This is a genomic window from Cellvibrio sp. GW822-FHT04B05, assembly GCF_058800985.1.
In genome coordinates, this window is the sequence record NZ_JBXAMU010000002.1 from 194,127 (window position 1) to 220,631 (window position 26,505).

A 26,505-nucleotide genomic window follows, 5' to 3' on the forward strand; every position below is an offset into this window, starting at 1 on the left:
GCAAAAAAATAGAAGCGAGCGGACAAAACGAATTAGCTATCAGCAGGAGTCGGTTCAAGCTTGTATTCCGGAGTGGGTAATTTGCCAATCGTCACCGCTTGGCCATTTAACAATTTAAATGCACCTGCACTGGCAACCACATCACCTGCTTTTAAACCATCAACAATTTCTACAAAATCGCCACGTGCTTTACCTAAACGCACAAATTGCTGACGTGCTTTATAAGTGTTTGCTTTTTGGTCTTTCTCGATAACAAAAACGGTATCACCGAAAGGAGCGTAAATAACAGCGGTGCTCGGCACAGCGAGAACTTCTTGCGGATCAGACAGGGTTACTTTTGTTTCAACCGCCATGCCGGGAATCAATTGGCTTTTGTCGTTTTCCAAATAAGATTGCACAATGGCATTGCGGGTCACAGAACTGATTTCCGCACCAATTGCAGTAATCTGACCGCTAATGGTTGCAGCAGAACCATCACCCACACTCACTTCCACCGGCAGACCGCGAGTCATTTGTACCAACCAGAACTGTGGAACCGGGAAATTCACGCGCACGCTATTGGTAGCTTGCAGGGACACGATTTCACCACCCACTTGCAAGTCTTGGCCGAGGTCAACCTGACGAATGCCCAAACGACCATCAAAAGGTGCACGCACTTGTTTTTTATCGAGGGTGGCTTTTAAATCACCAACATCGCCTATTGCTGATTCCATTTGTTGAATTGCAGTATCCAGTTCACTTTGTGAAACCGTATTGCGTTTGCGCAGCTCAACCAAACGCTCATGATTGGATTTGGCCAAGCGTAACCGCGCCTCGGCAGCACTCAACTGCGCCTGTTCATTACTCGATTCCTGAATCAGGATAATGGTACCTTTTTCAACTTGCTCACCAGACTTGAAGCGAATTTCTTTTACTTTGCCCGCAACTTCGGCAGTAATTCGAATCCCCTCTGATGCCTCAACGGTACCCATAGCAGTGTAACTGTTGGGCCATTTCTGAACTTCCGCTTTAAAGGTACTGACGGTCTCGGTGGGTGGAGGGGTGTTTTCCCCAGCCTTCACCATAGTGAAAATCTGGCCGCCTTTAATACCGCCAACAATCAACACAATTCCTATAAGGCTTGCCACAGCAACGCCGATTGATTTCGCATTGTTCATAGATGAGGAACCATTGAGAGGAGAAAAAAGAGATCACTACCAGGACTGGACAAGACATGCGGAGGGAAGACGATAAATCGACGGTATCCCAACCATAACTTCGGCATTTTTCGGCCCAAGAATTGTTGCACAGCCATATGTAAAACCAAAAATAACAAGTTGTCACAAAGTGTAAATGTGCAGCTTGCGTCTGGTTGTCAGAGAAAACCAGCCGACCATCTGGTCGGTCGGCAAATAATATTCTCTTTTTGATCATTGTCCAACGAATTGTTAGGCATAACACAAAGTTATGACATTCATCATTCAACGATAAGGGCTATTGTCCACCGATGCGCGACAAGAGATGTCAGTAATGGTGAAAACACAGGAGTGTTACAAGACTAAAGAATCAATCATCAAGCTGTGTGCATATCAAACAGGTAATTTTCACGCATCTCAGCTGTGCCTCCACGAAACGGCTCGTAGACCACACCAACCTGATATTCGTCTCCCGTTATGCAAAAGAGCAACTCACAAAATGGAATATATCTATCGAGAGGATGATCAATCGTGTCGCCTTCTACCAAAACGACATTTGAATATTCATCAACTTTAAGGTTACCAGTTGCTGTAGCCCAGACGCCCACAGCCAGAATTTGGATACGAATCATCCCGTACTGGAATTTATAGATAGAGTCAACTTTGGGAATAAATTGGCGAAAATTTGGCCCCATAGAGAAAACAGAAGTGGATTTGAGTTTCGACCCAATTACGCCGGCTGCTGCCAATTGGCGTTCGAGCAATTGGGTCTTATTAAAGCCAACATAGGGCTTGGGATAAAAAATTAGTGCGGTAGTTGTCATAATCTTCCCTGCTATTTGTAGTAATTGAATCCATCCCGGATCGAAATGGATTCAATCAAAGAACCTGCGAAAAATCAACCCGCGAAATTAGCCGAACCAGCAACCAAGTCTGCTAGCATTTGCAACTTTGAACTCACTAAGGATTGTTTATGACCTGGGCACCGCATGTAACCGTCGCTACGATTATTGAACGTGATAATCGCTTTTTAATGGTGTACGAAGAAGCCGACGGGAAAAAAGTTTACAACCAACCTGCCGGACATCTGGACCCCAATGAAACTTTAAAAGCCGCAGCTATTCGCGAAACATTGGAAGAAACCGGTTGGACCGTAGCGTTGACCGGAGTGGTTGGTGTTAATCTTTACACCGCACCGGGCAACGGTATCACCTATTTGCGGACGACCTTTATCGGTGAACCTGTGAGCCATGACCAAGCCCGCCAGTTGGATACCGGCATTATCGAAGCAGTCTGGTTGACCTATGAGGAATTGCTCGCCCGCAAAGACCAGTTGCGCAGTCCCATGACGCTGCAAATCATCGAGGAATACCTCTCCGGACGCCGCTTTCCGCTCCATGTTGTTGGCGATACTGCCGGCTAAGGTGGCAGTGATGGGCTGGGGCGGGTAAAATGCCCGCCTTTCTCCTTTCCCAGCAGTTACGCCTTATGTCAGATGCTATTCCCGCCCCCGTCTCAGACTCATCTATAGGCCCGGGCCAAAAAGTGATCGTTGGAATGTCCGGCGGTGTTGATTCCTCAGTCTCTGCCCTCCTGCTCAAACAGCAGGGTTATCAGGTCGAAGGCCTGTTCATGAAGAACTGGGATGAAGACGACGGCACTGAGTACTGTACAGCCAAAACCGATCTGGCTGATGCTGAAATGGTCTGCGAGCGTATCGGTATCAAACTACATACCGCCAATTTTGCGTCTGAATACTGGGATAACGTATTCGAGCATTTCCTTGCGGAGTACAAAGCCGGCCGCACACCCAACCCGGATATCCTCTGCAACCGCGAAATCAAGTTCAAAGTCTTTATGGAATACGCCCGTGTGTTGGGCGGCGGGTTAATTGCCACCGGCCACTATGTGCGCCGCACCGACCGCGATGGTCATGCGCATCTATTAAAGGGGCTCGATCCCAACAAAGACCAAAGTTACTTCTTGCACGCGGTGGGCGAGGCTGAATTCGCGAAATCCCTGTTTCCTGTAGGCGAGCTGGAAAAGCCCGAGGTGCGCCGGATTGCGGAAGAACATGGCCTTGTTACCCACAACAAAAAGGACAGCACCGGGATTTGTTTTATCGGTGAGCGCCGCTTTAAAGACTTCTTGCAGCAATACCTGCCTGCACAGCCAGGCGAGATCCAAACGCCGGATGGCAACGTTATCGGCGAACATATGGGCCTTATGTATCACACTATCGGCCAACGTCAGGGCCTTGGGATTGGCGGCGTAAAAGGCGCTAATGAGGAACCCTGGTTCGTCGCACAAAAAGACCTGACACGCAACGTGTTATTTGTCGTACAGGGCACAGACCACCCTCTTCTATATACCAATCATTTAATCGCCCAGCAGGCCCATTGGATTAATGGTACCCCGCCCTCATCTACCTTTACCTGTAAGGCCAAAACCCGTTATCGCCAACCTGATCAGGTATGTATGGTAACCCTATTGGTCAATGGCACCCTGGATGTGACTTTTGAGCAGCCCCAGCGCGCAGTGACTCCCGGCCAGTCAGTGGTGTTTTACAGTGATGATGTCTGCCTCGGTGGCGCGGTTATCGAATCCACCGATAACCATTAAAGATTGATAGAACCCTATCCCAAGTAGCTGAGAGAGTTTCGCGTGAGCAAAAACTGGCAAGATATTACCATCGCCCTTGCAGGCGTATTTCAAGCAACCGCCCTGGTTGAACAAGTTGCCAAAACTGGCCATGTCCCGCCCGATGCCTATAAATGCAGTATAGAAAGCATGCTTGATTTAAATCCTGCGAGTACCCTTGCGGTATACGGTGATAATCTGGAAAACCTGCGTACCGGCTTGGAAGTGATGCGTGAACTCTTACGACCTAATTCACAAAAACATCGCGATGCACTGCGCTATGGTTTAGGTGTCTTACATTTGCAGAAAAAACTTGCAGGCCGTCGCGATATGCTCGGTGTTATCGGTAGCCGCCTGGAACAGGTAGCACAACAAGCACAGCATTTTTCGTCTACACACGAAAATGTCATCGCTAATTTAGGCACGCTTTATACCGAAACCCTGAGCACCTTCCGTTTTCGTATTCAAGTGAATGGCGACTACAATTACTTGCAACAACAACGTATCGCCAACCAGATCCGTGCCCTGCTGCTCGCCTCGGTGCGCTCGGCCATTTTATGGCGACAAGTTGGCGGCAACCGTCTACAGCTACTGTTTTATCGCAAGCACATTGCAGAACAGGTAGATAATTTATTGCGCCGGATGTAATTCATTCATCGTATCGCCGCACTTTGAATTCGCTTTTATTGTTAAATTTAATCTTTAAACGAGAATCACAATGGACAATACCTTTAACACTCTTTCCGCGCTTAATGCCGTCTCTCCGGTAGATGGTCGCTACGGAAACAAAACTATTGCACTGCGCAGCATCTTCAGCGAATTTGGTTTGATTCGTTTTCGTGTAGAAGTTGAAGTCCGTTGGCTGCAGCAGTTGAGCCGCCACACAGGCATTCCCGAAGTACCTGCCTTTAGCGCCGCGACCAATAAAGTCCTCGATGACATTGTGACCAACTTTAACGAAGCTGATGCACAGGCAATCAAAGATATCGAGCGCACCACTAACCATGATGTAAAAGCGGTTGAGTATTTCCTTAAAAATAAATTTGCCGGCAATGCCGAACTTGAAGCAGTACTGGAGTTTGTGCATTTCGCTTGTACATCAGAAGATATTAACAACCTTTCTCACGCACTTATGTTGCGTGAAGGTCGCAAAGTATTCCTGAAAGATGCCGAAGCTATCGTCGATGGCATCGCCAAACTGGCCCATGATTACGCCGAAGATGCCATGCTCTCGCGCACGCACGGCCAGACCGCATCACCCACTACCGTGGGCAAAGAAATGGCAAACGTGGTTGCACGTTTGCGTCGCCAATTAAAAACCGTTAAAGAAGTTGAATTACTTGGCAAAATTAACGGCGCGGTAGGCAATTACAACGCGCACTTGTCTGCCTATCCTGATGTGGATTGGCAAACCAATGCCCAGGAATTTGTTGAAAGCCTGGATTTGAATTGGAACCCCTACACCACCCAAATCGAACCGCACGATTACATCGCAGAATTGTTTGATGCGATTGCACGTTTCAACACTATCGTGATCGATTTTGACCGCGATATCTGGGGTTACATTTCCCTCGGTTACTTCAAGCAGAAAACCATTGCGGGCGAAGTCGGTTCATCTACTATGCCGCATAAAGTTAACCCGATTGATTTTGAAAACTCGGAAGGTAACCTCGGCATTGCCAATGCCATTTTTACTCATCTCGCGCAAAAATTGCCAATTTCCCGCTGGCAGCGCGACCTGACTGACTCAACCGTATTACGCAATATGGGTGTTGGTTTTGGCTATGGCATGATTGCTTACGCATCAACCTTAAAAGGCATGAGTAAGCTGGAAATCAACCGCGCGCGGCTTGCGGAAGATTTGAATAATTCATGGGAAGTATTAGCCGAGCCAATCCAAACGATTATGCGCCGTTACAATGTTGCTGAGCCTTATGAAAAATTGAAAGCACTGACCCGCGGTCAAACCATCAACCGCGAAGTGCTTGCTGCTTTCGTAGAGACATTGGATATTCCCGAACACGCCAAACAGAACATGCGCGATTTAACGCCCGCCAATTATATTGGTAATGCGGTAGATCAAGCCAAAGCGATTTAACCTGTGAAAAATAAAGGGCTCTTCAAGAGCCCTTTATTTTTGAGATGTATTTATTCGTAGGTTGGGCAACCATGCCCAAAAAATGAATTGGGCACAATCTTAATTTTGAAATAATTATGTTGGGCATGGTTGCCCAACCTACGAAGCAAAAAATTGATTTGACAAGGTAAAAGTATGACTACACCACTCACTCATCTTGGCGATATGCCGATTGAAGAATTTCTGCGTGATTATTGGCAAAAAAAACCACTACTTATTCGCAACGCTTTCCCCGGTTTTGAATCACCAATCTCGCCTGATGAGTTGGCGGGTTTGGCATTGGAAGAAGAAGTCGAATCGCGCATCGTGTTAGAAAAAGGTGAGACACCTTGGGAATTACGCAATGGACCTTTTGATGAAAAAACCTTTGAAATATTACCGGAAAGTCATTGGACATTACTAGTTCAGGCAGCAGACCAGTATGTGCCGGAAGTGAACCAAATGCTGGATGCATTTCGTTTTATTCCCAACTGGCGCCTGGACGACATCATGATTAGCTACGCACCGGACCAAGGTGGTGTCGGCCCCCACTTTGACTACTACGATGTGTTTTTACTGCAAGGCTTGGGTAAGCGCCACTGGAAAATCGGCCAGATGTGCGACAACAATTCACCGCGCGTGGAAGGTACCCGTTTAAAAATCCTGCGCGAGTTCCATACGACTGATGAATGGGTCGTTGAACCCGGCGATATGTTGTACATCCCGCCCGGCATTGCCCATTGGGGCAACGCCCAAGGTGATGACTGCATGACTTACTCAATCGGTTTCCGCGCGCCAAGTCATGCCGATATCATTGCGGAAGTCGGACAAGAGGTTGCACTGTCTATAGTTGATGATCTACGTTTTAGCGATCCGGATTTAAAGCTGCAAAACAATCCCGGTGAAATTGGAACCGAGGCAATCGCACAAGTACAGAAAATTTTGCAGCAACATTTAACGGCAGAAAATATCGCACATTGGTTCGGCAAGTTTATGACCGAACGCAAATATTTGGATCATACCGACGAAGAGCCGATGGATATTGATGCAGATGAATGGCAATCCGCATTGGCCGATGGTGACTTGTTATGGCGCCATCCGTCAGCCCGCCTCGCTTTCCACAGCGATGCCAAGGGCACTTTGTTATTTGCCGATGGTGAAGCGATTTGCTGTTCGCGCGAACTGGCAGAGCTTGTGTGTAAAGAAGTTGAGATTAATTGGCGCGAACTAAAAGAGTTGGTGCAAGATCCACTAAATCGCGCAGCCATTACTCAACTGATAAACCAGGAAACACTGTTAGTCGATGAATAAAACCATGCACCATACAATTCATCCTACCCACTGGCAAAATCATCAAACGGATCTGGTAAAAATCCGTACGGAAGTATTTATGCAGGAACAACATGTTTCAGCGGCAGATGAGTGGGATGGACTGGACGGGCAGGCAATACATTTTTTAGTGTTCTCCCCCGCCGATGAAGCGTTGGGCTGTGCGCGGTTATTGCACGAAGAAACTGACGGACAATCCTTCTGCCATATTGGCCGTGTTGCCATTCGCAAACCGTTTCGCGGCCAAGGTTTAGGCCACGAATTGATGTGTTTCATTATCGACTTTTGCAAAAAAAATGTGCCGGGAAGTAATATCTATTTACACGCACAAATTGATCGCCGCCGCTTTTATGAAACATTAGGATTTGTCGCACAAGGGGATGAGTTTATGGATGCAGGCATCCCCCATATCAGCATGTATTTGGCTTAGAGGAGCAACAGGATGGCTGAACAATCATCGGCAAGTAAGGACTTGTGGCTGCTGGATGGCGTTGCCGATTTTCGTGCGCACAGTGAGCAATTGGTTGCACAAAGCCGTCTTTCAATTGCTATCCTCACCCGCGAACTGGATACATTGATATATGCAACACCGGATTTTGTTCAACAGTTATCCGATTTTGCGCGCAGCAGTCGCAATACCCATGTACAGATTCTCATTAAAAATACCAAACCAGCTATCGAGACTGGACATCCACTTGTTCGTCTCGCACAGCGGCTATCGTCCAAAATTATCGTGCGCAAAATGACGGTTGAACCTGACAATAAAGATATGGGCTATATGCTGGGTGATATGGATAAGTTACTTTATAAAAATGATGATGCGGTACATCGCGGTTTTTTCAACCTTGCAGCGGCAAGTGAGATCAAGTCATTACGCGAAGAGTTCAATTACCTTTGGCAATACGGTGAACTTGAGCCTGAGTTTCAGTTGCTTCACATCTAAACTCTTTTACCTAATCCTATATCTAACTCTCACGTCTAATCTTCACAACTGAATATCATAAATAAAGCATACATCCCAGCAGGCAAATCTGTTGCCAAGTATCACAACCCGCAAAAAAAGCAGTTTTTACCGGAAAAACAGCATGTTTTTTGTTGCCGATTACTTTTTTATCCTATATATATAGCGTCAATCCGCGTTTACGGCTGTGTAAGCCTATAAATGCAGTACTTTTTGTTATACACGTTGTTGTACGGGTATTGCCGGGATCAACCAGAACCTGCAATTCACGTTGGTATTATAGGTTATTACTACACGAGCATCTTTGTTCACAAGATAAACATACCCACTCTTCATCAATAAATAGAAGGAAATCAATATGGCCGCTGCCAAAAAACCTGCTGCCCCAAAAGCTGCTCCAGCTAAAAAAGCACCTGCTACTAAAGCTGCCCCTAAAGTCGCACCAAAAGCTGCTGCTAAAAAAGCGCCCGCACCAAAAGCCGCTGCTAAAAAGGCACCAGTTGCTAAAGTTGCTCCAACAGTTGTAAAAGCAATCACTGAACGTCAGAACAAAACCCAAGTGCTGCAACAAATTGCTGACGCTACCGAACTGAGCAAAAAGCAGGTCCAAGCGGTATTGGACGAACTGACCAATGTGATCGAAGGTCACATCAAGAAAAAAGGCGTAGGTGAATTCGTTCTGCCTGGCCTGCTGAAAATCACTACTGTGAAAAAGCCAGCTACCAAAGCGCGTAAGGGCATCAATCCTTTCACTAAAGAAGAAGTGACTTTCAAAGCAAAACCAGCGAGCACATCTGTAAAAGTACGTCCGCTGAAAAAATTGAAAGAATTCGCTATATAAATCGTGAATATGCTTTCATAAAAAGCCCCGCAATAGCGGGGTTTTTTGCTTTTGACGACGTGAATAACCTCATCAAAGAATACTAAACCCTTCCCCTACCAATGCATTTTGTAAACGCTTGATTCTCTCGGAAAATTCGTCAGCGCCATATTCTTTACCAGGCAATTTACCCCAAATCGGTTGCGGCCAAGCGGGATCATCCGTAAACCGCGCGATGTGATGAACATGGAGCTGACGCACCACGTTGCCTAGTGCCGCTACATTCATTTTATCGGCATCAAACACACTGGTCATAACTTCCGATAACCGACAGGACTCGCGGATTAATTGCAGCTGTTCCTCTTCACTCAGGTGATGGATTTCAAATATATCCTCCCGCTGGGGCACCAAAATGCACCAGGGATAATTGGCATCCCGGCTCAATAACAAAAGAGATAAATCGAATTCACCGATAACGATGGAATCCTGCGCGAGACGAGGGTGAAGTTCAAACATGATTGCCTTCCTTTAATTTAACAGGCTTTTATTCAACAAACTTTATTTAACACAAGATAGACCACACAGCACTTGAGGCGCTATACCAATATCGTCAACCGCCGTAGAATAAGCGGCTTTGAAACCCATTATAGCTACCAAGAAGTCATAACTATGCGTTCGAGTCGATTTTTAATTGCCACACTTAAAGAAACACCTTCCGATGCGGAAGTTATCAGCCATCAATTGATGCTGCGTGCGGGTATGATCCGCAAAATGGCTTCCGGCCTCTATAACTGGCTTCCCCTGGGTTTGCGCGTCCTGCGTAAAGTCGAAAAAATTGTACGCGAAGAGATGAATAAATCCGGTGCCATGGAAGTATTGATGCCGGTAGTACAACCTGCCGAATTATGGGAAGAATCCGGTCGCTGGCAGCAATACGGCCCGGAATTGCTACGCATGACTGACCGTCACGACCGCCCTTTCTGCCTTGGTCCAACCCACGAAGAAGTTATCACTGATTTAATTCGCAATGAGATCAGAAGTTACAAACAGTTGCCGGCAAATTTTTACCAGATACAAACCAAATTCCGCGATGAGATCCGCCCACGTTTCGGTGTAATGCGCTCGCGCGAATTTATTATGAAGGACGCCTACTCCTTCCATACCAGCACTGAGTCTTTGCAAGAAACTTACGATGTAATGCATGCAACCTATTGCAGCATCTTTACCCGGTTAGGCTTACAGTTCCGCCCCGTATTGGCCGATACCGGCTCTATCGGTGGTGCTTTTTCCCACGAGTTCCATGTATTGGCTGAAAGTGGCGAAGATGATATCGCCTTCAGCAGCGCCAGCAACTACGCCGCTAATATCGAAAAAGCCGAAGCCCTGCCCCCGTCAACACCACGCCCTGCAGCGCAACATGTTATGCAAGAAGTGGCGACCCCGGGCAAGCACACCATAAATGAAGTGAGCGAGTTCCTTAACGTCAGTCCACAGCAAACTGTGAAAACCCTGATCGTTTTGGGCCAGGTACGCGAAGACAAAACCCAGCCATTGGTAGCGCTGGTATTGCGTGGCGATCATGAGCTGAATGAAATCAAAGCGGAAAAATTAACTGGTATTGCTTCTCCGCTAACACTAGCACCTGAGGCACGAATCAAAGCTGAGCTAGGCGTTGGTCTTGGCTCTATCGGCCCGGTTGGTTTGAAGATTGCGGTGATTGTCGACCATTCTGCAGCACATCTCGCTGATTTTGTCTGCGGCGCGAATAAAGATGGCTTCCACCTGACCGGTGTTAATTGGGATCGCGATGTAGCCGCGCCGCTGGTTGCCGATATCCGCAATGTGGTGGCTGGCGACCCCAGCCCTTGTGGCAAAGGCATCCTGGAAATCAAACGTGGGATTGAAGTCGGCCATATTTTCCAACTGGGCACCAAATATTCCGAAGCCATGAAGGCCAAAGTGCTGGATGTAAACGGCAAAGAGCAAACTATGATTATGGGCTGTTACGGAATTGGGGTTACGCGTGTGGTTGCCTCGGCAATTGAGCAGAACTTTGATGAGAACGGCATTATCTGGGCTGATTCAATCGCGCCATTCCATATTGCGATTGTGCCGATCAATATGAGCAAATCGCCAGCCGTTGCTGCCAAGTGCGAAGAACTTTACGCACAGTTACAAGAGGCAGGATTTGATGTGTTGTTGATGGATGAAGACAAGGCGCGCCTCGGCACTATGCTCGCCGATACTGACTTGATGGGCATTCCACATCGCATCGTTGTTGGTGATCGCGGATTGGAAGCGGGTAGCATCGAATATAAAGGTCGCCGCGCTACCGAAAAGCAGGAAATACCGATAAACGATATTGTGGGTTTCCTGAAAGCAAACGTGAACGCCTAACCAATATCAGCTGCAGCTCTCGGGTAACTCCGGAGCCGCGGCTCGCTTCCCAAACAATCGCTGCATTCATCATCTTCCCTGCCCCATTACTTCTCTCTTGATATCTACGTCATAACCTTTTGCGCGACAAACCTAAAGTCGAACTTATTTTTCCAGTTATTGGGCCAGTGGATTTTACAAACTGGAATCAGTTCTGATGCTGTTCACGAAAAAAACTTTTACATCGAACAAAACTAATTGCTGTAAAAATTAGCGATGCCAGCAACTGATATACATAAAAATCACATTTTCGTTCCACTTAACAAAGTGGCAATCGAGAGAAAAAAGTCACACCTGCCGCCCCAAATTCCCACTTTATTTATTAACTGGCACTTTTTAAAAGCTGTGATGCAGGTTGCAATGGCTGTTTTTCAATGAATGTTAACTTTGCATCATTGCCCTGCATGATTTTTTCGTTTTTGCAGTTAATAACTCGATAAAAAAGCATTTCATGCAGGCATTAGGTCAATTTCACCAATCAATGGGCGATTGGGAAATTGAATTCACTTCGCATTGATAGCACATCACATAATAATTGAGAGGAAATGCAATGAACTTTGATCGCGCCAATTTTACTCAACTCAAAAAGTCGGCCAGAAAATTCTTACTGGTCAGCGTAACCAGCTGCGCATTTACCAGCGTCGCGCAGGCCGCTACTGTAGATCTGCTAGTGCTGTACGATAACTACACTAAAAATTATTTTAGCGGTGATCCGCAAACAGCTATGAACAGCTGGGTTAACCAAATGAATGCGGCCTATGCCGATAGCCAGATTGATGTGCAGCTACGTCTGGTCGGTGTACGCGAAATGGAACAAGCCGGTGCCGATATGGGCGCTGTACTGGGCAACCTACGCCTCAACAATGCCGCCATCGCACTGCGCGACCAACTGGGCGCTGACTTTGTATCGCAGCTTCACCAAAAAGGCGCTTGCGGCGTCGGCTATGTAGCCGTAGATAAAAACTGGACCTGGAACGTAACAGCGCCAGGTTGCGGCCCAATTGTGATGGCACATGAACTTGGCCACAACATGGGACTCAACCATTCGCGCAAACAAGGTGATCAATCCGGCGCACGTTTCCGTTATGGTGTTGGTTACGGTGTGGATAATGTCTTCGTTGATATCATGGCGTACGAAGGTGTATTCAACACCACCCGCGTAAACCGTTTCTCCAATCCCAACCTGACCTGCCGTGGGCTTCCCTGTGGCATCCCGGTGGGCCAAACCAATGAAGCCTATGGCGCCTTGGCTATCCACAATGTGCGCGACGAAATAGCTGGTTTCAGACCAACCGCAGGTTCTTCTGGCCCGGTTCAAGTTGCGCAGCATTGCAACTACGGTGGCTATAACGTAGGCCTTGGCGTCGGCAGCTATAACCTCGGACAATTACAATCACGCGGAATTATGAACGATGATATTTCGTCGTTGCGTGTACAAGCGGGCTACAGCGTTACGCTTTACCAAAACGATAATTTCACCGGTAACTCAATCACCAAAACTGCTGATGTCAACTGCCTGGTAAGCGATGGTTTTAACGATACTGCCAGCTCGATTGTTGTGTCCACAACCGGCGGATTCAATACCTTGATCCAGGCAGAAAACTATTTTGCCAATAACGGTGTACAGACTGAAGCTACAACTGACACCGGTGGCGGTCTAAACGTTGGCTGGATCGATACCAATGATTGGATGGCTTACAACAACATCACCATTCCGACCAGTGGGACTTACACCATTGAGTATCGCGTAGCGAGTCCTGGCGGTGGACGTTTGTCAGCGGATTTAAACGGTGGCGGAATTCTTCTCGGTGAATTGGCTATCCCATCAACCGGTGGCTGGCAGAATTGGACCACCATCAGCCACACAGTACACATCAATGCAGGCACATACAACTTTGGTATATTTGCAAAAGTGGGTGGCTGGAACCTGAACTGGATTCGGATTAAACGCTGATATCGTCACGTAGCGTACACGCAAGGATGCGTCATCTTCACATTACTATATTCAAAATAATAATCAGAGATATTTCCTATGCAAACTCAACAACGCTTTTGGTTAACAACCTTGGCTATCAGTGGCATTGTGTTGGGTGGTGTCTATTTTTTCTCACGCCCCGCAATAGAAACTAATATGCAACAGCAGCAAATCCAAACCGCACGTAATGAAAGTACCGGCGCTACAGTTTCTGACCCAAATGAGCTGGCAAAAAATAACGAGGTATCAGTGTCAAACGTAGCATCCTCAAGTACTACCTTTACCAGCACACCTGAATTGGATGAACGCCTTGCCACAATGAAACAGCGCAGGCCAAACCAGGAGTTTTCACCGCAAGAAGTTGCCGCTGCTGTCAATCGCGCTGACAGTTGGTCACCTACTGATAATATTCCACGCGAGCTGCCATTGGAGCAGGCAGAATTTAATGACGGACGTCAATTCATTGAGCTTGATAGTTTAAAAATTGAAACCCTGGTTCCGGGTGACCAGGTCAATGTACGCGTCGATCAAAATGGAAAAGATTATAAAGTCACAATTGATAGAGTTGAAAAGCACGATTACAACAGCATTAGTTGGTATGGCCATATACAAGGAGATGATGGGCAAAAATACAATGTGAGTTTTACCCGCGGCGAAAAATTAACTGTCGGAGGCGTGGACACGCCTGATGGCCATTATGTATTGCAAGCACACGGCAATAAGGGTTGGGTTGCTTCCAGCCAGCTATTATTCAAAGCAGACACATCAGTAAGCGATGCAATCCATCCTGCTGATGTCGATCCTGATTACGCAAAAAATCAGAAGCACCCATCGCACAATCATTAATTATTCCGGGCAAAAAAATGGCCCTCATCGAGGGCCAATATTATATGCAAGGCAACATCATAAAATAACTAAGGAGTAGGAACGCTCAAAAAATCTGACGGCAACAATACTCTTGGGCTAATTCGCACCTGCAAAATATCACCCTTAAACCAATGCACCTGGTTCATTCGCGCACCAATTGAGGTTTTAGCATTGTCTGCAATCGGCAAATAATCTACCTGCCCTGCCAATTCCTGTTTGCCATTCACAAAAGAAATAAATTCACGATTCTTGTAAGTGATCGCCGCATGAGCCCATTGACCTACAGGATGGACTTTTGTGGGATCGATTAAAGTGCATTGCGATTTTTCCGATTTGATATAAGCATCCAGATACCATTGCTTTTTATTATTCAAGCGCAGCTCAATTGTGATGCGACGGTTCGGATTATCCGGCGACTCAATATGGAGGAAACGTGGTTCCAGATTGTTCGGATAAGCATCTGCCGGATTAAAAATAATTTCGATGGTAAATTCTGTCGCATCGCCCAAGGGATTGGCATCTACCAGCAAACGGTCGCCGTCGCCATCAAAATGTACTGCGTTTCTATTTCTCGAATTAATAATACGGGGATTACCTGTAACATCGACATGGCTACCACCAATCCAGCTTAAGGAATTGATATCCCACACCACGGCATCAGATAGAGTTTTTGAGGGTGATGTGCAGGCAAGTAAAAAAACGGTACAAGATATTAATACAGCGAGGAACATTCCCATACCAATTTGTAACGCGGTTAGTCGCTACACCTTTATTGTTAAGTGAATAAATAGGAATACCGGTTAATAACCAAAAATATGGCTGAACTTTTATTATTAATAAATATTAGCAAAATAAGGTGTCCCCAACAGGAGGTACACCTTATCAACGGATGGCTCAAATATTATTCATCGTCAAGACCACTATAACGCGCTTGGTCTTGTAGCAAATTACGCTCGACATCACCTGGCGAACCGGTATTACGGGCAAGCAGACTGTAGGCGACTGGAACCAGGAATAGCGTCAAAGCAGTCGCCACTATCACGCCCGAGATCACCACGATACCAATTACAAAGCGTGTTTCCGCACCGGCACCCGATGAAATCACCAACGGAATAGCACCTGCTACAGCAGTGAGGCTGGTCATTAAAATTGGACGCAAACGCGCTGATGATGCCTCTAATAATGCCTCGGTAAACTCTACACCGCGATCACGCAATTGATTGGCAAATTCTACGATAAGAATACCGTTTTTCGCCGCAAGCCCGATCAGCATAATCAAACCAATCTGCGAATAGAGATTAAAGCTACTGCCCGTTAAATAAAGCCCGAGCATGCCCCCCAATATCGCCAATGGCACCGTCAGCATAATTACAAAGGGATGCACATAACTTTCAAATTGCGCAGCTAATACTAAAAAGGTAATCAAAATTCCGAGCAGGAAAATAAACATCACCGAGCTTCCCGCTGTTTGGAAATCCCGTGATAACCCCTTGTAATCCACCACCGCAGTACCGGGCAAATGCTCGCGCACCAATCCATTCATGTGACTCAGGGCTTCGCCCAGTGCCAGGTTTTCAGTAAGGTTAGCTTCAATGGTTAATGAGCGCATACGGTTGTAGCGGTTGAGACGGCTTGCATCAGCAATTTCTTTTAACGTCACCAAATTGGACAATGGAATCAGCTCCCCACTGCGCTCAGAGCGCACGTACATATTCTGCAAGCTGGTTGTGGTGCGCTGCTCATCGCGCTCACCTTGCAGGATAATGTCGTACTCTTCACCGTCATCAATGTAAGTCGTTACGCGACGCGAACCCAGCATTGCCTCCAAAGTGCGCCCAATATTACTGACACTCACACCGAGATCGGCTGCGCGGTTAGTATCAATAATCACTTCAACTTGCGGCTTGGTTTCTTTGTAGTCCCAATCAATACCAATTAAACCTGGATTATTTTGTTCCAGTTTTTCCAGCAAAATATCCCGCCACTGGGCAAGCTCTTCATAAGTACCGCCGCCCAATACAAACTGCACCGGCTTTTGCGCTTGAGAGCCAAATCCCTGCCGCATCACAACGGAAGTTGTTACACCGGGCAAGTCTTTTAAATCGGCGCGAATATCGCTCATCACATCAAAAGAATTACGGCGCACTCCCCAGTCATTCATCACCACAATTACCATACCGCTGTTAAAGCTCTCTACGGCACCAAACGAACGAGGGGCACGCACCATCATGCGCGAAATTTCGCCGTTATGAACGTATTTCATCAAACGGTTTTCAATCTCAGTCATGTACTCTTCCATATAGGCGTAGCTTGCCCCTTCAGGTCCATTAACCATCACGTTAAAGTTGCCGCGATCTTCCGGCGGTGCATATTCAGAGGGAATCAATTGCGACAGGAAAAAAGAACTCAACAATAATATTGCAAATGCGGCAACGAGTATTTTGGAGCGTCCCAAACACCAGCGGATTCCGTGTTTATAGTGGATACGCAAACGTCCCATACCATCATTTATTTTTTCCAGAAAGCGATTTCTATTGGTATTTTTCACCAGCACCTTGGAGGCGAGCATAGGTGAAAGAGTTAATGCTATCAGCGCAGAGAATCCAACGGCGGCGGCCATGGTGATAGCAAATTCGGAAAATAATCGCCCGATGTCGCCCTTCAAAAATACGATAGGAACAAAAATCGCAATTAATACCAATGTTGTGGCAATAACGGCGAAGCCTACTTCGCGGGTTCCATCATAGGCAGCAAGCAATGGTGTTTTTCCTTTTTCCTCCATGTGCCGCATGATGTTTTCCAACACCACAATAGCATCATCAACCACCAAACCGATTGCCAGAACCAGCGCCAATAAAGTCAGCATATTGACGGAGAACCCCATGATGGCAAGCACTGTAAAAGTTGCAATGATGGAAACAGGAACTGCGACGGCAGGTACCAACATTGCGCGTACGCTGCCGAGAAAAACATATATCACCAACACCACCAGAACTATAGCGATCCCAAGGGTGATATAAACTTCGTGAATCGCACGTTCGACAAAAACCGAGCTATCGAAACTATCTTCCAGCTTCATCCCTTTAGGTAAAATTTCATTAATTCTGTCGCGCTCTGCTTTGGAGCCACGTGCAACATCAATCGTATTCGCCGTCGATTGTTTTACGATACCAATACCGACTTGCGTAATACCATTACCGCGAAATAAATTACGATCTTCCTCGGTGCCTTTTTCCACTTTTGCAATATCACCCAGGCGAATCAAGTGTCCATCACCACCGCGCTTGACTACCAGTTGATTGAATTGATCCACCGTTCGATAGGTACGCGCCATACGCACCGTAAATTGACGCTCAAGCGATTCAATGCTTCCCGCAGGCAGCTCGACGTTTTCAGCACGCAAGGCGGTCTCAACATCGTTAACCGTGAGGTTGCGCGCTGCAAGTTCACGTCGGTCAAGCCAGACACGCATTGCGTAGCGCTGCTCTCCGCCAATGCGCACACGGGCGATGCCATCTATGACAGAAAAACGATCCACAAGATATCGCTGCGCATAATCGGTTAATTGGGGGATAGTCATATTCTCGCCGGTTAAATTAAACCAGAGAATAACGTCTTCATCGGAGCTGACTTTTTGTACTTCGGGTGGATCTGCCTCATCAGGCAAATTATCGAGCACACCATTCACGCGGTCGCGAATGTCATTTGCAGCGGAATCCATATCATGGCCAGTATCAAACTGTACCACAATATTCGAAACACCATTTTCAGCCGACGATTCGATAAAACGGATTCCCTCCACGCCGGAAATTCTGTCTTCAATTACTTTGGTAATGCGGGTTTCTACAATGCTGGCGGCCGCACCGGGATAATTGGTGCGGATTGAAACAACCGGGGGATCAATATTCGGATATTCGCGCAGCGTTAACCGTTCAAATGCAACCAACCCGAATGCAATTAATAATAGCGAAATGACCGATGCAAAGACCGGTCGTTTGATAGAAATATCAGATAACTTCATTGCAGTTTATCCTCACTGTTTTTTCTTGGGTAACAGATCAGATAAATGCGTGGGCTTACCAATATGTTCGGTAACCGGCTTTTCTTCTGAAAGAACTTTCACTTGCTGCCCGGAACGGATTTTTTGCAGGCCGTGGGTAACAACTTTATCGCCAGCTGCCAAACCACTGAGAACCTCTACCGCACCGGTAAGACGCTCGCCAATTACAATTTGTTTACGCTCTACAATAAAACCGTTTTGCTCTTTCTTAAGCAGGAAAATAAAATTGTTGCTACCTAGCGGTACTAAAGCGGATTCAGAAATAACAATGGCATCACGGGCACCTGCTTTTAAATCCACTTTCATCAACATGCCTTGTTTTAATTCATGGTTTTTATTGTTCAGCAATGCACGCACCTTAATCGCGCGGGTTACTTCATCTATTTGGTTATCAATACTGAAAACTTCACCCTGGAATACTTTGCCACCCAAATCACGACTCTCCGCCACTATAGGTAATCCCACTACCAGGCTGCGCAAATAAACAGCAGGCACAGTAAAGTCGAGCTTCATTTTGCTGTCGTCATTCAATGTGGTGATCGGATCACCAGGCGATACCAGTGCACCGACACTGACATTACGCAAACCCACTACACCGTTGAAGGGCGCCAAAATGACGAGGTCTTTCAAGCGGGATTCAGTTGCGTTGTAACGGGCACGCGCCGATTCATATTCGCGAACGCGTTGATCCAATAACGATTCAGAGGCTGCACCGTTTTTTACCAAGGCAGTGACACGATCAAGCTGTTTCTTCGCTTCATCAGCATTAAAGCGCGCCTCTTGCAGCAGCGCAGATTCTTCGACGCTGGTGGTCTCAACTAACACATCGCCTTTAGCGACCCGTTGACCATCTTCAAAATTAATGCGCGTAACTTTTTTTGTCACATTAGACGTTAGCGTGATAGATTCATTGGCGCGCAGAGTACCCAGCGCCTCTATGCTGGTAGTAATATTTTTTATACTTGCAGGCTGGATAATAACTTCAACCGGCGCGTTTGCCGGCGCTTGGGCATGCACAATAGATGCACACGTAAGTACACACAGACCGCTCAATAAATGGCGGGTTAATTTCATGAAGTTCTCCCTGGAGTAGGTTTTCGCCCGTTTATAGTTGTCTATTTCTATGGCGATGAATGGTTACCAAAATTATCTAAATAAGTGTTATTAAGAATCAATTAATTCGCAGGATAAAGTTCCATAGCAACAATAATGTGAATTTAACACTTGTTTACAAAATCGAACCTTTTGGATCAATAGTGCAAATAAAGTGAAAGTTAAAGCCGGGCTTGCCGCTCCGGCTCCGGATTTATTTTTCTTCGGGTGTAAACGAAATCGAAGCAGAGTTAATGCAGTAACGCAGCCCGGTTGGTGCAGGTCCATCGGTAAATACATGCCCGAGATGGCAGTCACATTTTCGGCACAAGACTTCTGTACGGAACATGCCGTGGCTGGTATCCATATGCTCACGAATCGCTGTTTTGCTCGTAGGTGCATAAAAGCTTGGCCAACCACAGCCTGCATCAAACTTGGTATCGGCATCAAACAAGAGTTCGCCGCAACAGCGGCAGCGATAATTACCCGCGCTAAACTCCTGCCAATACTCACCAGTAAAGGGGCGCTCAGTGCCCTTTTCACGGCAAATCCGGTACTGCTCAGGGGTTAATTTTTCCCGCCATTCGGCGTCAGTCAGATTTTCGTTATCAGCCATAAGGATTTCCTTGACAGATCAACTAGTTAAGGTCGATTATTCGAGTGTTTTCAACCGCAATCACGCGCGACCGCAATCAAGGCATCTTACTGCAAATGAACCCGATTAAGAAATCTGACAAACTCAACGGAGTCTGTTACGACATACGCGGCCCGGTATTGGAGCATGCTAATCGCCTCGAAGAAGAAGGCCACCGAATTCTGAAACTGAATATTGGCAACCCTGCCCCATTCGGATTCTCGGCACCGGATGAAATCATCCAGGATGTCATTCATAACCTCGCCAATGCCGAGGGCTATACCGCATCCAAAGGCTTGTTTGCAGCGCGTAAAGCGATCATGCACGAGTGCCAGCGCCTGCAGATTCCAGGCGTGGAAATTGAGGATATTATTCTCGGAAACGGCGCCAGCGAGCTAATCGTGATGGCCATGCAGGCACTGCTGAATAACGGCGATGAAATTCTGGTGCCCGCCCCCGACTATCCACTCTGGACCGCTGCGGTAAACCTTGCTGGCGGTAAAGCCCGCCATTATCTGTGTGATGAGCAAGCTGACTGGTTTCCTGACCTGGCTGATATCGAAAGCAAAATCAGCGATAAAACCCGCGGCATTGTGGTGATCAATCCCAACAACCCTACGGGTGCGGTATACAGCCGCGAGTTACTCGAAGCGATTGTTGAACTCGCACGTCGCCACAACCTGATTATCTTTGCTGACGAGATTTACAGCAAAATCCTGTATGACGATGCAGAATTCATCCCCATGGGCCTCCTTGCGCAGGATGTGCTTTGCGTTAGCTTCAATGGTCTTTCCAAGGCATACCGTTTGGCGGGTTTCCGTTCTGGCTGGATGGTAATCAGCGGAGCCAAGCATCGCGCACGCAGTTACATTGAAGGTTTGGAGATGCTCTCATCTATGCGCCTCTGCGCCAACGTACCCGCTATGTATGCAGTACAAACGGCGCTGGGCGGGTATCAAAGTATCAACGAGCTGATTATTCCCGGCGGCCGTTTGCGCGACCAACGCGATACCGCACTAAAAGCGATTGCAGAAATTCCCGGCCTATCTTGTGTAAAGCCCAAAGGCGCTTTGTATCTGTTCCCAAAACTGGATTTGAACATGTACAAAATTAAAGATGATCAACAAATGATCCTGGATTTCTTACTGCAGGAAAAAGTATTGCTGGTACAAGGTACGGCATTTAACTGGCCGGATCGCGATCACTTCCGCATCGTGTTTTTACCGCGTGAAGATGATTTGACCAAAGCGATTACCCGCTTCGGCGATTTTTTATCGCGCTACTCACAGTAATTTTGCGCCGATCTATAAAAAACCCAGCCTTGCGCCGGGTTTTTTATGTTCCGGCTAAACCGGCAGGAAGCTGATAAACCAAGAGTTTCAATTGCTGCTCCGGATCTACATCCGGAAAATCAGCATGGGGTATTACGCGTTCAACAAATTCTGCCTGTGGACATTGCTCAACAAATTGTTGTTTTAAAAACCCTTCACTTAATTCCGGCGCATTTAAACAGGCCAACACCAAGCCACCTGTAGGCATCAACTCCGGCAAACGGCGAATTACCTTGGCGTAATCTTTTGCCGCGATAAAACTGCCTTTTTGGTAAGACGGTGGGTCGATAATAACCAGATCATATGGCCCGGGCTTTTTAACGCGGCTCCAGGATTTCAGGATATTTTCTGCCACATATTCACTTTTATTTTTTGCCAGATTATTAAGCTGGTGGTTAGCTCGCCCAAGGTTTAGCGCAGCGCTACTCATATCGACATTGACAACCTTCTCTGCTCCAGCCGCTATAGCAACTACTGAAAAAGTACAGGTATACGCAAACAGATTAAGCACTCGCTTACCTGCCGCATGCTGTTCAATCCACATCCGGCCCGATTCAATATCCAAAAAGAAACCTGAATTTTGCTGCTGCGTCAAATGCAAATTAAATAACGATTTTCCCCGACGGGCATAGATAGAATCAGGTAATGTCCCCCACACAATTTCACTTGGTGCACCGGGCAAATAGCGACGCTGAACTACCATTACTGTTGAAGTGAATTTAAATAGCGGCTCAGTGCGCGAAATCAATTCATCCAGCCACGATGCTGGTGGTTCAAAAAAAAGCGTTACCAGGAGCGCGGGTTGGAAAAAATCAATCGTCACAAATTCCAACGCCGGAAAAGTACGACCGCGACCGTGAAACACACGGTGACTATCAATTTCAGTTTGGGTATGAACTTCTTTGGCGAGCAATTCAAGACGATCAACAATAACCTGCATTAATGCTTGCCTTCTGCTGAATAACCTACAGGATACATAATGGTTTCGCGATAACCGGTAATCACAGGGCGATAGCCGCCGAATGCAATATCCAGCTCAGGATCATTAGTATCGACTAAAAGCGGGCGGCCGTTTAGCGCCAGGATTTTTCCACGCGCGGCAATAATATAAATATTGTCTTTGCCGACACGCCGCAAAATTGCAGGCGTAAATTGTTGGTTGCCACGGCCGAGAATATGCCCTTGACCACCAATTGCTGTAATAATCATTTTTACCGGACCAGAAAAATGATTCAGGTATGCAATAATTTGTGTGGCACTCACATCAGCAGCAATTAATTCATTATCCAATAATAAATCTACCCCCAACAAACTTCCTTCCAATCCCAGCTCATGTAAAAAAAGATGGGTTGTTGAACCCGGCCCAACTAAATAAAGAGTGTCGGGTTGTAATTGGTCAATCATTTCATGAGCAACATCCAGCTGAGCTAATTCATCACGCTCGGTGCCTGCGTTTTTTACTTGCTGCAAAAATTGTGAGTCTTCCGGCACCATTAATGTGCCGTAAAGTCGGGCGCGCACCTGGCCATTACGAAAAGCGTCCTCATCAATATCCTTTACATCGCGCTCGACAATATTTACCAGTGTCCCGGTTAATAGTTGTTTGAGAATTTCACCCGCTGCTTCCGGCGCATTGGCATACACACCGGAATGCATTTTTACTCCACAAGGTACACCTAATACCGGCTGGCTTTTGCCCACCACATCGGCTATCAAACGCGCAGTACCATCGCCACCGGCAAATAATATTAAATCCACATTTTGTTGCATTAGGGTTGTGGCTGCTGCACAAGTGTCCAGCGCACTGCTTGGTTGCTGCTGCGCCTCACCAATAACATGCATAATAAAACCTGCGGCACGTGCGCTGGCTTCACCCATATCTCCTGCAAAACACAATATCTCAACCTGATCTTTAAAACTGCTGATAATTTGCAGTGCACGTTCCATGCGTTGCAATGCTCGCGGTTCTGCGCCACGAGCAATTGCTTCAGTGCGAATTGCATCGCCATCAGAGCCTTTCAATCCAACGCTACCGCCAAGACCGGCATAAGGATTAACGATTAAACCAAGTTTAAACACAGTGAAACCCTAACACTTGCAGCCATTGTTTATCCGCAGCGCTGATATTATCCAAATGCACTTGATAGTTATGGAATTCGCGGCGTTTAGGATAGTGTTTACGCAATCCATCAAAACCTTCGCCAAAAATTACATTGCCTGCAAGCGCTTGGGAGGCCTGTGCACGCAAGCGCGAATCGTCAGCGGCAATGTCATAGACCTGCTTGATCAGCGATTTTACGATTTGGAAAATATCGCCGGATTGATGAATATTGGTATCAATTCGCAATTCATTATTAGCAAGCGACGGAACTAATACGTCAAGTGATGCGAGCGGTGTTCTATCAAGATGGCGGCAGAGTGCCTGGTAAATCATTTCTGTACCGTTTAATTTCCCATCATAACTATAACCAGCAATATGCGGGCTTCCCAACAATACTTTGTTGAGTAGCTCTAATGAAATATCCGGTTCAGGTTCCCATACATCCAATACGATATTTAAATCGTTGCGCTCATTTAAAACATCCAGCAACGCTTGATTGTCGATAACCGCTCCTCGACCACAGTTAATTAGCACTGCCCCACTTTTTAACTGCAGTAATTGCTTGCGTCCGAACAAATGAAAGCTCGGATGCGGGCCGGTAGTAACGAGCGGCGTATGCATACTGATAATGTCGCAGGCCAACACCTCATTGAGCGAAACCAGATCAGGGTTTTGCGCGAGCGTCAGATTAGGGTCATAGCAACGCACATCAACGCCTTGTGCTTTAAGTCGCTTGTAAAGCAAACCACCCACGTTGCCGCAGCCAATAATGCCAAACTTTACTGGCAGCCAGTTGATATCCAAATGACAAAGCGCTGCATACACATATTCGACCACCGAATTGGCATTGCAACCAGGTGCGCTCGACCAGCGGATGTTATTTGTATCAAGATAATCCTGGTCCAGATGATCAACACCGATAGTACAGGTACCTACAAATTTCACCCTGCTTCCGGCCAACAACAATGGGTTAACCTTGGTTACCGAGCGTACAATCAGGGCATCGGCATCGCGCACAGCAGCAGCAGTCATATTGCGGCCAGGCAAACACACAATGTCTCCCAAATGACCGAAAAACTCATTTACCAGAGGGATGTTCTCATCCGCAATAATTCTCATAACCACTCGCTTATTCCCGAAAAAAGGCTCCTATAGATTGAATCAGCGATAAAAGTTGTCGCCAGAGAAACCTATGGAATAAAAAAGTTGCCCATAGCAGTTGTGCTTTGGGTATTTAGCATATACTTTATATAGTGATGGTGACGTTAAAACCATTGTTCGGCAGCTGATTCCTGAATCAGATCCTGCCTCACTTTAGGGGGTGGTATTATGAAGACCTCGCACACTGGCCACAACATGGATAATGTGGTTGATCTCTTCACCAGGAAAACCTATTCAGCCCTTCATGAAGAGCGCTTTATCCGTCTCGCACCTGAATTGGACGGATTGGAAATGCTCTACTCCAACGATACCAGCTCCGAAAAACTCTATAGCCTTAAAATCCTTTGCTGGGGCCTGCGCTCTAATGGCGAAGTTGTTGGCCTGGTTCCATGGCTAAACGATATAGTCCCCTGCCCTGACCTGTGCGACCCGCTGAATGGCCACTGGGAGGGATATTACGATCCGGGTATTGATGAGCTCTTCTTTGAGGCCCCGATGCACAAGGTGATCGAACTGGAAACTGCTGCTGAGTATTACGAAGTCCTGTGCGAGAGCGGCGATGATGTAATCCAGGAACTTCCCGATACAATAGGTACTCACGCTGTATTAGCTATACCCGATAGCAAGCGATTGTCACTGGTTGAAGTCGTTAGCTGGAGCCTGCATTTTGACGGCAGTGTCTATGCAATGATCAGTGATCCGGCCAAAGTGATCAGCACCCCGGTTTTACCCGGTGATGACTCTTTGTACGAAGCACAAGCCAGTGAATCATTCCGCTATTTTTTCCAACATCAAATTGCGAACAAAATTAAAGCGGAAGATCCTGAGGCGATGGCTGCAATTTCGCTACTGGTAGATGGCATACAGTAATTTTATTCAAGTGTTCCACCTAACAAATAACGCCGCACTAGCGGCGTTATTTGTTATGGTCGAAATAAAACCAATTCTATAACAAAACGTAGCAAAAAATATTTTTCTAACTTTTACGAATATAATAAAAATAATGAGTTTCTGTTTGTTTTTGCTCGATCAACTCGTGGCCAAGAAACAAACAAAATTTGGGAACGTCACGTACAGTAGAGGGATCAGTTGCGACCATCTCAATAACATTCCCGCTAGCAGCTTCGCGCATAATTTTGTGTAGCATCATCACCGGTTCCGGGCATAGCAGGCCGGAAGTATCCAAACTTTTATCAATTGTTAAATTCATAGTTTTAAATCGTCTATAAACTCTTCGGCAAATAGCCAACCGATTGCTATTCTTAGGTCAATGGAAAACGTCCAGGAGAGTACTTAACCACCGAGGAACATTGTTCGATGTCTCGGAAAATATTAAGCGATTATATGCCCACCGACTTTTTTAGTCGCCAAGCCTTGGAACTTACATTTCGCCTATTGCGAAATAATCATCCGCTGCTGGCGCACGCTGTTAAACAAACTATTGATAATACTGCCACGGTATCCTATGAAGATTTGCAGTCTGCCTATACAGGTGAAATGCTTCTCAATGCTGAGGTATTGGCCTCATTAAAAGCCCACACTATTGGAAAAATAGTATCTGTTTTGACCGCAATTGGAGAAGACGCATTAAAGCAACCTGATTTGCCGCCAAGTCATATGGTGCTAATGCGCACGCTTATCGAAGACTGGGTACTACTCACAGAATGGGTACTTGCACATACTGCGGCAGATCAAAACGATCGTACGTCCTATCACTGATCCTTCGCTAAAAATTTTCTTTCAGTACATCAAGTGAACTATTGGCACGCGGCCAATAGTTCTTTCTGGCTATATTTGCCCACTTACT

General features: G+C 46.6%; 25 protein-coding genes. 14 read left to right on the forward strand and 11 right to left on the reverse strand.

Going from position 1 to position 26,505, the window contains the following annotated elements; all coding sequences use genetic code 11:
• Positions 1–32 precede the first annotated feature (32 nt).
• The gene (locus tag AC1RJL_RS06465; RefSeq protein ID WP_492912102.1) at positions 33–1,157 is read right to left on the reverse strand and encodes an efflux RND transporter periplasmic adaptor subunit; all 1,125 of its coding nucleotides are present in this window, start codon (positions 1,155–1,157) and stop codon (positions 33–35) included.
• A gap of 395 nt (positions 1,158–1,552) precedes the next feature.
• A complete protein-coding gene (locus tag AC1RJL_RS06470; protein WP_492912104.1) occupies positions 1,553–1,999 on the reverse strand; it encodes a hypothetical protein in 447 nt (148 codons plus the stop codon).
• A gap of 149 nt (positions 2,000–2,148) precedes the next feature.
• Between AC1RJL_RS06470 and AC1RJL_RS06475 the strand changes: the two genes are divergently transcribed.
• The 8 genes from AC1RJL_RS06475 (at position 2,149) to AC1RJL_RS06510 (ending at position 9,062) form a co-directional block, all read left to right on the forward strand.
• On the forward strand, positions 2,149–2,598 hold the full coding sequence (locus tag AC1RJL_RS06475) for an NUDIX hydrolase (protein WP_492912106.1): 450 nt from the start codon (positions 2,149–2,151) through the stop codon (positions 2,596–2,598).
• A 65-nt stretch (positions 2,599–2,663) separates the two neighbouring features.
• Positions 2,664–3,797 (forward strand): tRNA 2-thiouridine(34) synthase MnmA, encoded by a 1,134-nt coding sequence (mnmA, locus tag AC1RJL_RS06480; protein WP_492913442.1) that lies wholly within the window; start codon positions 2,664–2,666, stop codon positions 3,795–3,797.
• Positions 3,798–3,839: 42 nt separating this feature from the next.
• Positions 3,840–4,463 (forward strand): high frequency lysogenization protein HflD, encoded by a 624-nt coding sequence (gene hflD / locus AC1RJL_RS06485; protein ID WP_492912108.1) that lies wholly within the window; start codon positions 3,840–3,842, stop codon positions 4,461–4,463.
• 70 nt (positions 4,464–4,533) lie between these two features.
• Positions 4,534–5,913, forward strand: a complete 1,380-nt coding sequence (purB, locus tag AC1RJL_RS06490) for an adenylosuccinate lyase (protein WP_492912110.1) — start codon at positions 4,534–4,536, stop codon at positions 5,911–5,913.
• Positions 5,914–6,087: 174 nt separating this feature from the next.
• Positions 6,088–7,242, forward strand: coding sequence for a ribosomal protein uL16 3-hydroxylase (locus AC1RJL_RS06495; protein WP_492912112.1), 1,155 nt, complete (start codon positions 6,088–6,090; stop codon positions 7,240–7,242).
• 4 nt (positions 7,243–7,246) lie between these two features.
• On the forward strand, positions 7,247–7,690 hold the full coding sequence (locus AC1RJL_RS06500; protein ID WP_492912114.1) for a GNAT family N-acetyltransferase: 444 nt from the start codon (positions 7,247–7,249) through the stop codon (positions 7,688–7,690).
• Positions 7,691–7,702: 12 nt separating this feature from the next.
• Complete coding sequence (locus AC1RJL_RS06505) at positions 7,703–8,203, forward strand: DUF7931 domain-containing protein (RefSeq protein WP_492912116.1); 501 nt, start codon at positions 7,703–7,705, stop codon at positions 8,201–8,203.
• A gap of 376 nt (positions 8,204–8,579) precedes the next feature.
• Positions 8,580–9,062 (forward strand): HU family DNA-binding protein, encoded by a 483-nt coding sequence (locus AC1RJL_RS06510; protein WP_492912118.1) that lies wholly within the window; start codon positions 8,580–8,582, stop codon positions 9,060–9,062.
• A gap of 72 nt (positions 9,063–9,134) precedes the next feature.
• Here AC1RJL_RS06510 and AC1RJL_RS06515 read toward each other — a convergent pair whose 3' ends face one another.
• Positions 9,135–9,557: an HIT domain-containing protein gene (locus AC1RJL_RS06515; protein ID WP_492912120.1), complete on the reverse strand. Its 423-nt coding sequence runs from the start codon at positions 9,555–9,557 to the stop codon at positions 9,135–9,137.
• 153 nt (positions 9,558–9,710) lie between these two features.
• On the opposite strand from AC1RJL_RS06515, the gene AC1RJL_RS06520 reads away from it, so the two are divergent.
• The 3 genes from AC1RJL_RS06520 to AC1RJL_RS06530 all read left to right on the forward strand — a co-directional run bounded on the left by AC1RJL_RS06520 (position 9,711) and on the right by AC1RJL_RS06530 (position 14,298).
• Positions 9,711–11,438 (forward strand): proline--tRNA ligase, encoded by a 1,728-nt coding sequence (locus tag AC1RJL_RS06520; protein ID WP_492912122.1) that lies wholly within the window; start codon positions 9,711–9,713, stop codon positions 11,436–11,438.
• Between the two features lie 589 nt (positions 11,439–12,027).
• Positions 12,028–13,431: a carbohydrate-binding protein gene (locus AC1RJL_RS06525; protein ID WP_492912124.1), complete on the forward strand. Its 1,404-nt coding sequence runs from the start codon at positions 12,028–12,030 to the stop codon at positions 13,429–13,431.
• A gap of 78 nt (positions 13,432–13,509) precedes the next feature.
• The gene (locus tag AC1RJL_RS06530) at positions 13,510–14,298 is read left to right on the forward strand and encodes a protease inhibitor BamI-like protein (RefSeq protein WP_492912126.1); all 789 of its coding nucleotides are present in this window, start codon (positions 13,510–13,512) and stop codon (positions 14,296–14,298) included.
• 68 nt (positions 14,299–14,366) lie between these two features.
• Here AC1RJL_RS06530 and AC1RJL_RS06535 read toward each other — a convergent pair whose 3' ends face one another.
• The 4 genes from AC1RJL_RS06535 to msrB all read right to left on the reverse strand — a co-directional run bounded on the left by AC1RJL_RS06535 (position 14,367) and on the right by msrB (position 20,087).
• Positions 14,367–15,050 carry a LamG-like jellyroll fold domain-containing protein gene (locus AC1RJL_RS06535; protein ID WP_492912128.1) on the reverse strand — a complete coding sequence of 228 codons (684 nt, stop codon included), beginning with the start codon at positions 15,048–15,050 and terminating at the stop codon, positions 14,367–14,369.
• A 170-nt stretch (positions 15,051–15,220) separates the two neighbouring features.
• Entirely contained in the window at positions 15,221–18,340 is a 3,120-nt protein-coding gene (locus AC1RJL_RS06540; RefSeq protein ID WP_492912130.1) for an efflux RND transporter permease subunit, read from the reverse strand.
• A gap of 12 nt (positions 18,341–18,352) precedes the next feature.
• Positions 18,353–19,453 carry an efflux RND transporter periplasmic adaptor subunit gene (locus AC1RJL_RS06545; protein ID WP_492912132.1) on the reverse strand — a complete coding sequence of 367 codons (1,101 nt, stop codon included), beginning with the start codon at positions 19,451–19,453 and terminating at the stop codon, positions 18,353–18,355.
• Between the two features lie 232 nt (positions 19,454–19,685).
• On the reverse strand, positions 19,686–20,087 hold the full coding sequence (msrB, locus tag AC1RJL_RS06550; RefSeq protein ID WP_492912134.1) for a peptide-methionine (R)-S-oxide reductase MsrB: 402 nt from the start codon (positions 20,085–20,087) through the stop codon (positions 19,686–19,688).
• A gap of 95 nt (positions 20,088–20,182) precedes the next feature.
• Between msrB and AC1RJL_RS06555 the strand changes: the two genes are divergently transcribed.
• Complete coding sequence (locus AC1RJL_RS06555) at positions 20,183–21,397, forward strand: pyridoxal phosphate-dependent aminotransferase (RefSeq protein WP_492913444.1); 1,215 nt, start codon at positions 20,183–20,185, stop codon at positions 21,395–21,397.
• A 43-nt stretch (positions 21,398–21,440) separates the two neighbouring features.
• Here the strand turns inward: AC1RJL_RS06555 and AC1RJL_RS06560 are convergent, their stop codons facing one another.
• The 3 genes from AC1RJL_RS06560 to AC1RJL_RS06570 are packed head-to-tail and all read right to left on the reverse strand — an operon-like array spanning position 21,441 to position 24,656.
• Positions 21,441–22,376, reverse strand: coding sequence for a class I SAM-dependent methyltransferase (locus tag AC1RJL_RS06560; RefSeq protein ID WP_492912136.1), 936 nt, complete (start codon positions 22,374–22,376; stop codon positions 21,441–21,443).
• Positions 22,376–23,515, reverse strand: coding sequence for an ATP-NAD kinase family protein (locus AC1RJL_RS06565; RefSeq protein WP_492912138.1), 1,140 nt, complete (start codon positions 23,513–23,515; stop codon positions 22,376–22,378). Before AC1RJL_RS06565 ends, AC1RJL_RS06560 begins: the two co-directional genes overlap by 1 nt.
• Complete coding sequence (locus AC1RJL_RS06570) at positions 23,508–24,656, reverse strand: 4-phosphoerythronate dehydrogenase (RefSeq protein ID WP_492912140.1); 1,149 nt, start codon at positions 24,654–24,656, stop codon at positions 23,508–23,510. Before AC1RJL_RS06570 ends, AC1RJL_RS06565 begins: the two co-directional genes overlap by 8 nt.
• 210 nt (positions 24,657–24,866) lie before the next feature.
• Between AC1RJL_RS06570 and AC1RJL_RS06575 the strand changes: the two genes are divergently transcribed.
• Positions 24,867–25,568: a hypothetical protein gene (locus AC1RJL_RS06575; protein ID WP_492912142.1), complete on the forward strand. Its 702-nt coding sequence runs from the start codon at positions 24,867–24,869 to the stop codon at positions 25,566–25,568.
• A gap of 106 nt (positions 25,569–25,674) precedes the next feature.
• Here AC1RJL_RS06575 and tusA read toward each other — a convergent pair whose 3' ends face one another.
• On the reverse strand, positions 25,675–25,908 hold the full coding sequence (gene tusA, locus AC1RJL_RS06580) for a sulfurtransferase TusA (RefSeq protein ID WP_492912144.1): 234 nt from the start codon (positions 25,906–25,908) through the stop codon (positions 25,675–25,677).
• A gap of 107 nt (positions 25,909–26,015) precedes the next feature.
• Here tusA and AC1RJL_RS06585 point away from each other — a divergent pair, with 107 nt between their 5' ends.
• On the forward strand, positions 26,016–26,417 hold the full coding sequence (locus AC1RJL_RS06585; RefSeq protein ID WP_492912146.1) for a hypothetical protein: 402 nt from the start codon (positions 26,016–26,018) through the stop codon (positions 26,415–26,417).
• Positions 26,418–26,505: the final 88 nt, after the last annotated feature.

Coding starts and splice junctions, on each gene's coding strand:
- AC1RJL_RS06515 (WP_492912120.1), bottom strand. CDS start 9,557: ATGTTTGAACTTCACCCTCGTCTCGCGCAGGATTCCATCGTTATCGGT.
- tusA (WP_492912144.1), bottom strand. CDS start 25,908: ATGAATTTAACAATTGATAAAAGTTTGGATACTTCCGGCCTGCTATGC.
- msrB (WP_492912134.1), bottom strand. CDS start 20,087: ATGGCTGATAACGAAAATCTGACTGACGCCGAATGGCGGGAAAAATTA.
- AC1RJL_RS06520 (WP_492912122.1), top strand. CDS start 9,711: ATGCGTTCGAGTCGATTTTTAATTGCCACACTTAAAGAAACACCTTCC.
- AC1RJL_RS06510 (WP_492912118.1), top strand. CDS start 8,580: ATGGCCGCTGCCAAAAAACCTGCTGCCCCAAAAGCTGCTCCAGCTAAA.
- AC1RJL_RS06495 (WP_492912112.1), top strand. CDS start 6,088: ATGACTACACCACTCACTCATCTTGGCGATATGCCGATTGAAGAATTT.
- AC1RJL_RS06585 (WP_492912146.1), top strand. CDS start 26,016: ATGTCTCGGAAAATATTAAGCGATTATATGCCCACCGACTTTTTTAGT.
- AC1RJL_RS06570 (WP_492912140.1), bottom strand. CDS start 24,656: ATGAGAATTATTGCGGATGAGAACATCCCTCTGGTAAATGAGTTTTTC.
- AC1RJL_RS06475 (WP_492912106.1), top strand. CDS start 2,149: ATGACCTGGGCACCGCATGTAACCGTCGCTACGATTATTGAACGTGAT.
- AC1RJL_RS06575 (WP_492912142.1), top strand. CDS start 24,867: ATGAAGACCTCGCACACTGGCCACAACATGGATAATGTGGTTGATCTC.
- AC1RJL_RS06555 (WP_492913444.1), top strand. CDS start 20,183: ATGAACCCGATTAAGAAATCTGACAAACTCAACGGAGTCTGTTACGAC.
- AC1RJL_RS06465 (WP_492912102.1), bottom strand. CDS start 1,157: ATGAACAATGCGAAATCAATCGGCGTTGCTGTGGCAAGCCTTATAGGA.
- AC1RJL_RS06470 (WP_492912104.1), bottom strand. CDS start 1,999: ATGACAACTACCGCACTAATTTTTTATCCCAAGCCCTATGTTGGCTTT.
- AC1RJL_RS06505 (WP_492912116.1), top strand. CDS start 7,703: ATGGCTGAACAATCATCGGCAAGTAAGGACTTGTGGCTGCTGGATGGC.
- purB (WP_492912110.1), top strand. CDS start 4,534: ATGGACAATACCTTTAACACTCTTTCCGCGCTTAATGCCGTCTCTCCG.
- AC1RJL_RS06525 (WP_492912124.1), top strand. CDS start 12,028: ATGAACTTTGATCGCGCCAATTTTACTCAACTCAAAAAGTCGGCCAGA.
- AC1RJL_RS06530 (WP_492912126.1), top strand. CDS start 13,510: ATGCAAACTCAACAACGCTTTTGGTTAACAACCTTGGCTATCAGTGGC.
- mnmA (WP_492913442.1), top strand. CDS start 2,664: ATGTCAGATGCTATTCCCGCCCCCGTCTCAGACTCATCTATAGGCCCG.
- AC1RJL_RS06535 (WP_492912128.1), bottom strand. CDS start 15,050: ATGTTCCTCGCTGTATTAATATCTTGTACCGTTTTTTTACTTGCCTGC.
- AC1RJL_RS06500 (WP_492912114.1), top strand. CDS start 7,247: ATGCACCATACAATTCATCCTACCCACTGGCAAAATCATCAAACGGAT.
- AC1RJL_RS06540 (WP_492912130.1), bottom strand. CDS start 18,340: ATGAAGTTATCTGATATTTCTATCAAACGACCGGTCTTTGCATCGGTC.
- AC1RJL_RS06545 (WP_492912132.1), bottom strand. CDS start 19,453: ATGAAATTAACCCGCCATTTATTGAGCGGTCTGTGTGTACTTACGTGT.
- AC1RJL_RS06560 (WP_492912136.1), bottom strand. CDS start 22,376: ATGCAGGTTATTGTTGATCGTCTTGAATTGCTCGCCAAAGAAGTTCAT.